A 7,236-nucleotide genomic window follows, 5' to 3' on the forward strand; every position below is an offset into this window, starting at 1 on the left:
CATAGTAAAACCCCTAACGTTGGATTTAGTTGTCCAACGTTAGGGGTTCACTTTACGATTCAAGCAGGAATTGCCCAGTTTTTTGTACAATTGGCTCATTTTTCATCTTATTTTCTGAAAATTATTGAATTTAAACTTACGAAAATGTCTTTTTTCTGGTAAAGTAATCCCTTGTGTTTAGAAATCAGGCTTGATTTACGGCATAACTTTTTAGAAAGGGGGATTTTTCGACATGAAAAATCTCGCAACGACAAAACGTCTGCCGATCATGGCTGGCCTGCTTATCGGTGGGTTTATTGGGATGTTTAGCGAAACGGCGCTCAATATTGCATTAGCGCCCTTAACAACAGAATTGCATGTTTCTACAGGAACGATTCAATGGTTAGTGATTGGTTATTTATTGATGGTCGGGATTTTATTACCACTTTCTGGTTTACTAACGCGGTGGTTTACCACCCGACAATTATTAATTTTTGCACTTTCAGATTTTATTGTAGGGGCTTTAATTGCAGCGTTATCCTCTTCATTTACATTTCTTTTTATTGGGCGGTTAATTCAAGGCATTGGAACAGGGATTTTACTACCGCTGATTTTCCTAGTGGCATTAGCGATTTATCCGTTAAATAAACGGGGCGCCGCAATGGGCTTAATCGGTTTGACCATTATGTTTGCTCCTGCTATTGGACCAACGGTGGCCGGCCTAATTTTAGGCGCGTTATCGTGGCAATATATTTTCTGGGCCATGATTCCGTTTTTGGTATTAGCGCTAATCATGACGCTGATTTTCACTAAAAATGTGATGCCGTTAACGCGGCCACATGTGGACATTTTATCAATTTTACTTTCAACCGTTGGCTTTGGTGGTGTTGTCCTCGGCATTAGCTTAGCTAGTGATAAAGGCTGGACTTCTACCATTGTTTTAGGAAGTTTGTTAGTGGGTATTGTGGCGTTAGCTTGGTTTATTCACCGGCAATTGAACTTAACGGAACCAATTTTAAATGTGAAGGCTTTTGCACTGAAGAACTTTTCGCTTGGAACTGGTTTAGTGATGATTGATTTCATGATTATCATGTCATCTATGTATTTATTGCCAATTTATTGGCAAAAAGGGTTGCTAGTTCCCGTAGCATTAACGGGAATGTTAATGTTACCCGGTGGATTAGTGAATGCGGTAGTTTCTTCAGTTTCTGGGCGCTTATACGATAGTTTTGGTGCACGGCGGCCAGCAATGCTCGGTTTCCTAGTTTCAATTATCGGTGCATTGTTATTATTCTTTGGTCAGTCAACTTCCAGCTATTGGTATGTGGTCTGTGCACACATTATTTTAATGATTGGAGCACCACTAGCGATGTCACCATCACAAACAGCGGGTTTAAATGCCTTACCAAAAGAACTATCCGCTGATGGTAGTAGTATCATGAATACCTTGCAACAGATCTGTGGTGCGATTGCAACCGCACTGGCGACAAGTTTATTGAGTGCTGGCGAAGCAGCTAGTGCAGCTACTGGTGCAGTTAAAGTTGTTAACGGAACGCACTTTGGTTTTATATTAACAGCCGGTTTAGCAATTTTAGGGTTTCTTTTAACCTTTGCACTACCGAAAAAACAAGTACAAACAAAATAAAAATACGTGTTGTCAGTGATAACATTAAATACCGGATCATTTGTTGAGCAAATGGTCCGGTATTTTAGTCGTTATACCATAATTCTTTTCATCATCACTTTTTGTTTTCTGCTATGATAAAGATATTAGGGTGAAAAAGAGGTAGGCAGATGGATAAAAATAAAGCGCTTGAAATATTACAAAACTTATTAAAAATACAATCTGTAAATGACCGTGAAGCTGAAGTAGCAGATTACATCAAACTGTTATTTGATGCGTACCCAGCCGCACAAGTAACAGAAGTAAATTATGCACCAGGACGTTCTAATTTAGTCATTACCATTCATGGAGAGCGACCTGGAAAAATGTTGGGGCTGGCTGGACATATGGATGTGGTATCACCGGGACGCATAGCAGCTTGGCGACACCCACCTTTTGCAGGTGAAATGGATCAGCAAAATATTTATGGACGTGGTGCCAGCGACATGAAAGGTGGTTTAGCAGCACTTATTTGTGTATTGCTTGATTTTCTAGCCAATAAACGTGCTTTTGCTGGGACAATTCGTTTGTTTGCAACGATTGGCGAAGAAACGGGAAATTATGGTGCTGCACAACTGACACAACAAGGTTTTGCGGATGATTTAGCTGCTCTAATCGTTGCTGAGCCCAGTCAGATGCAAGTGGAATTTACTCATCGCGGTGTGATTGATTACGAGCTCAATGCAAAAGGTAAGGCTGCTCATAGTGCAACACCAGATAGTGGTAATAATGCAATTGACCAATTATTTTGCTTTTATCAAGCCGTGACAAAATTAATGGCAACTAAAACAAAAATTGATCCGATTTTAGGACCGCTCTTACATAATGTGACCCAGATTGTCGGTGGGGAGCAAATTAATACAATTCCCGCACAAGCCCGCTTGTACGGAAATATCCGCACAACGCCACGATACCCTAATCGTGATATTATGGTGGAATTGCAATCGCTGGTGGCGGATTTAAACCAGCAGCCTAAAAATCAGTTAACGCTGCGGTTTCATTATCCTGAAAGACCATTGCCTGGTAATCCGCAAGCACCGTTTGTCCAGTTATTTAAACAAGTTGCCAGTCGTGCGTTAGGCCAAGAAGTTGCAGTGGTCGGTGATGGTGGTGCTACTGATGCTTCTGAGTTCATTCGCGCCGCACAAAAAATTCCGGTGGTGATTTTTGGCCCAGGGAACACCAGTGGACACCAAGTAAATGAATATTTGACAATTAATGACTATTTAGCCGCAATGACAATTTACCAGCAAGTTATCTTGCATTTTTTACGTTAAACGATTATGTCATTAAAATGAGCTGGACGGTTCATCTGTAATAAGCCTTGTCTTATTGTTTGCCAAGGTTTAATGCAATAATGAAACGTCCAGTTTTTATTTTACATTTAAAAATGAGATCACCTAAAAATTGCAACATTATTCTAGCAAAAGAAAGCGTTTGCTAGTGTGCAATTTTATTATACGCTATTAATGGTGGTCGCGAGGTGAATGCATCGTTATGAATGAACGCGAAATTGAAATTGTTCGCTTCATTTTAGCTAACAAAAAAACACATTATCGCGATATTGCTCACCACATGAAGTTATCCCAGCGAACTATTGCGAGTACACTTAATCACTTGGCAAATATTTTACCTCAGTTTGGGGTGACGTTAGTCCGACGTCCTAATGTTGGCATTTACATTGAAGGCAAAACACTACGCCTGCAACAAACATTACAGGCTGCTAAGTTAGGATTACCGCAATCTAAAAGTGAACGGCAACGCTACATTTTAGCTAAATTACTTTTAACCACCCGTTTTTATAAATTACAAGAATTAGCTGATGCATTATATGTCAGTCGTAGTACCGTAGAAAATGATCTTTTAGCGGTTCGCCAGTATTTAGCGACTTTACAAATTAAATTGCAGGTCAGTCACGCTGGTATTCGCGTTGTCGTGACGGAAAAGCAACGGCGACAAGCGATAAGTCAGTTCATCAATCGGTATTGGGGTCAAGATATTTACGCTCAACACAAACACGGGCAATTAGTCCGAACATTAAATTTACCACCCAAATTACAGCAATTATTTTCACAAAAAATTATTTCATTAGTATTAGCTTCATTGACAGAATTTATTGAAGCAAGTCAAATTTCATTTTCTGATTATGAATTTCAGTCGCTAGCCATTCATTTAATGATCGCTTTAGAGCGTATCCAAGATAATGCGACTATGGTAACCAAGAAAGACAGTCATCCAACAGCATTATTGGCGGAGACAAAAAAGCTGGTAACGATCTTAGAAAGAAGATTTCAGCATAAAATTCCACCTGAGGAACAGCATTATTTAAATTTGCATATTATTGCGGTTACGCAAAACCCAGTTACCTCAAAGCAAGAGCTTCCCAGTACGCAATTTAATGTCGCGAAAACATTGCAACCATTAATAAATTTTTTGCGTGCCAATTTGACAGCGCTTAAACCAGACCGAGAATTACTACATGGTTTAGCACTCCATTTAAATTCAGCGCTTAAGCGGCTCAAGCTGGGATTGAATATCTATAATCCGTATACACGCGAAATTCAACGAAATTTGCCGGAAGCTTTTGATGCAGCTGTGCAACTGCAAGCACGGTTGCAAGCACGCTATGCTGTGCAGTTAAATGACGATGAACTTGCCTTTATTGCATTACACTTTGAATCTTTTTACGAACGACACCGGACACAACAGCGATTACGGGTAGTGGTGGTCTGCAGTAGTGGTATTGGCACATCACAGTTGCTTGCACAACGCCTAGCAATGAATTTTAACCATAAGCTTGAGATTTTTCAGATTACTAAGGTGAGTGCCTTGTTTACTACGCAAGTGACGGTTGATTTTGTTATTAGTACAATCCCCATCAGTCATTTGGCAAAACCAGTAATTGTGGTGAGTCCACTACTCAATCAACGTGATATTACGCGTATTCAAAGAGAAATTGAACAATTACGACAGACAAAAAAACCTTTAAATACATTTTTTCATCTGTTACGACCTGATCTGGTATTTAAGGTGGCTGCGGCTGGTGGTTATCGCCAAGTTATTACAAAAATTGCCCATCAACTTTTTGTTAATGGCTACATCACAGATCAGGAAAAAGTCATCCAAGCCGCAATTTCCCGGGAAAAGTTAGCTAGTACAGCGCTGGACCAATTTGCATTACCCCATGTCAGTCCAAACTTAATCAAACGACCTGCCATTGTTTTATTAGTTAGCCAACAACCAATTAACTGGTTGGGTGACCAACAAGTTCATTTTGTTTTCTTTATGGCGCTCAATTCAACCGTTCACCAATCGCTCAGAGAGATTTACCGTTTAATCAATCAAATTATTGATGACCATCAATTGGCTAAACGCTTGTTGCAAGTTGAAAAAGCGCCACAACTGATTCAAGTTTTAAATGATTGGCAAGAAAGTCAGAGGAGGAATTTTGATTGAAAGAATTTGATTTACAGAATATTTTTACAGACGTCACGGTGACGGGTAATAAAAATGCCGCTTTACAAAAAATGGCGGAATTGTTTGCCAGTAAGAACCAACTGGACGCTAAAGCACTGTTAAAAGGATTTGAGGCTCGGGAACAGGAAAGTACCACTGGCTTTGGTTCCGGTGTTGCAATTCCACACACTAAAATTGCGGGCTTAAAACAGCCGTTAGTGGGGATGACAACTTTTACGCAGCCCATTAATTGGGAATCCTTGGATGAGCAACCTGTTACCATTGCGATTGCATTGTTAATGCCGATTGCCGATTCAAGTAAAGCGCATTTGTCGGTCTTGGCTAAGTTTGCGCGAAAATTGATGGACGAACAGTTTGTCGCTGATTTACAAGCTGCTAGACATCAAGCACAATCTCTTTACCAAGTTGTCACCGCTGCCATTGATTTTGATTGAACTAGTAATTTAAAGAAAGGTCGTGACCAGATAATGGCAAGTTTTGTTGGAATTACAAAATGTCCAGTGGGTGTTGCCCACACGTATATGGCCGCCGAAAAATTGCAAAAAGCAGGTGAAGCGAAAGGTTACCAAGTCAAAGTTGAAACTCAGGGCGCACAAGGAAATGAAAATGAGCTAACCGAAGCAGATATTCGTGCTGCAGATTTTGTGGTGTTGGCGATTGATGTTTCCATTGACGGCATGCAACGTTTTGTTGGCAAGAAGGTAGTATTTGCGACGACAGCAGCTGCAATTAAAGATTCAACTACATTGATTGAACGGGCACAAAATGCTGATGTTTATACAGGTTCTAAGAAAAAAGCTGGAGAAGAAGATGAAGGGGAAGAAGTTGAAAAACCGCAGCGCAAGCAAAGTCCAGTTGTGCAACAGTTATTAAATGGGGTTTCTCACATGATTCCCTTCGTTGTTGTCGGTGGTTTATTTATTGCGTTGTCAATTGCAATCGGTGGTCATCCGACTAAAAGTGGGATGGTGATTCCTGAAAACACTATCTGGAATTCGATGAACCAGATTGGGACGCTAGGGTTTACCTTGATGATTCCAATTTTAGCCGGTTACATTGCCCATGCAATTTCAGGCAGGGCGGCGTTGGCGCCAGCTATGATTAGTGCCATGGTGGCCAATAGTCCAGACATTTTGGGGACAAAAGCTGGTACTGGTTTCTTAGGTGCTATCGCCGTTGGTTTTGCGGCTGGTTATTTGGTTAAATGGTTCAATAGTTGGAAAATCCCCCAGAGCTTACGGCCGGTAATGCCAATTTTTGTGATTCCATTGCTGGGAACTGCAGTTATTACCGCTGCTTTTATCTTAGTTCTAGGCGGACCGATTTCTTGGTTAATGACAGCACTGAATAATTTATTAAGTGCTTTAGCGAAAAATCCATCTACTAGCATTATTTTAGGTCTAGTAATTGGTGCGATGGTGGCCGTCGATATGGGTGGTCCAGTCAATAAAGTGGCGTTCCTATTCGGGGTTGCTTCCATTACAGCTAATCACCCGCAAATTATGGGTGCAGTTGCTTGTGCCGTTGCGGTACCGCCACTATCAGTTGGCCTGGCTACCTTCATCCGGCGTGATTTGAACACAGCAGAAGAAAGACAAGCTGGTGTTGCAGCGATTTTGATGGGCTTAATTGGGATTACAGAAGGGGCCATTCCTTTTGCTACTGCTAATCCGAAGCATGTTTTCCCAAGCATTATCGCTGGTTCTGCCGTTGCCAGTGCGATTGGCAGCTTCTTAGGCATTACTGATGTGGTTCCTCATGGTGGTCCAATTGTCGGTGTACTTGGTGCAACTAACCATCTCGGCCTGTTCTTACTTGCAATTTTAGCCGGTGTCGCAGTTTCTGTTTTGCTGTTGGCTTTTTTCAAGATTCGGCGGGCAAAGCGTGAGAAAGTAGTAGCTTAAGTTATTGAAGCGATAAAAACTGTGCGTATCAGCACAGTTTTTTTGTTAACAATAGCGCGTATCCATAACACTACCTGATGGGAAAGTGTTTTAGGATCGCATTCGTAAGCAAAAAGCGGCTGCAACAATCAGGATTCCTGATTGTTGCAGCCGCTATTTTTGGGTCTAGAATTTTTGGTGTTGGAAAGTATTTCCATTCCAAAAGTACTAGGC

The 7,236-nt window shown here is 41.0% G+C and carries 5 protein-coding genes; all 5 read left to right on the forward strand.

What is annotated here, in order from left to right; translation table 11 throughout:
- Positions 1 to 232 precede the first annotated feature (232 nt).
- The 5 genes from FC24_RS07725 (at position 233) to FC24_RS07745 (ending at position 7,023) form a co-directional block, all read left to right on the forward strand.
- The gene (locus tag FC24_RS07725) at positions 233 to 1,624 is read left to right on the forward strand and encodes a DHA2 family efflux MFS transporter permease subunit (protein ID WP_057874317.1); all 1,392 of its coding nucleotides are present in this window, start codon (positions 233 to 235) and stop codon (positions 1,622 to 1,624) included.
- Positions 1,625 to 1,773: 149 nt separating this feature from the next.
- On the forward strand, positions 1,774 to 2,919 hold the full coding sequence (locus FC24_RS07730; protein WP_057874318.1) for an ArgE/DapE family deacylase: 1,146 nt from the start codon (positions 1,774 to 1,776) through the stop codon (positions 2,917 to 2,919).
- Between the two features lie 220 nt (positions 2,920 to 3,139).
- The gene (locus FC24_RS07735) at positions 3,140 to 5,098 is read left to right on the forward strand and encodes a BglG family transcription antiterminator (protein WP_057874319.1); all 1,959 of its coding nucleotides are present in this window, start codon (positions 3,140 to 3,142) and stop codon (positions 5,096 to 5,098) included.
- Positions 5,095 to 5,553, forward strand: a complete 459-nt coding sequence (locus FC24_RS07740; RefSeq protein WP_057874320.1) for a PTS sugar transporter subunit IIA — start codon at positions 5,095 to 5,097, stop codon at positions 5,551 to 5,553. Before FC24_RS07735 ends, FC24_RS07740 begins: the two co-directional genes overlap by 4 nt.
- Before the next feature lie 33 nt (positions 5,554 to 5,586).
- Entirely contained in the window at positions 5,587 to 7,023 is a 1,437-nt protein-coding gene (locus FC24_RS07745; RefSeq protein WP_057874321.1) for a PTS fructose transporter subunit IIC, read from the forward strand.
- Positions 7,024 to 7,236: the final 213 nt, after the last annotated feature.

Source organism: Loigolactobacillus rennini DSM 20253 (assembly GCF_001436505.1).
Classification (GTDB): domain Bacteria; phylum Bacillota; class Bacilli; order Lactobacillales; family Lactobacillaceae; genus Loigolactobacillus; species Loigolactobacillus rennini.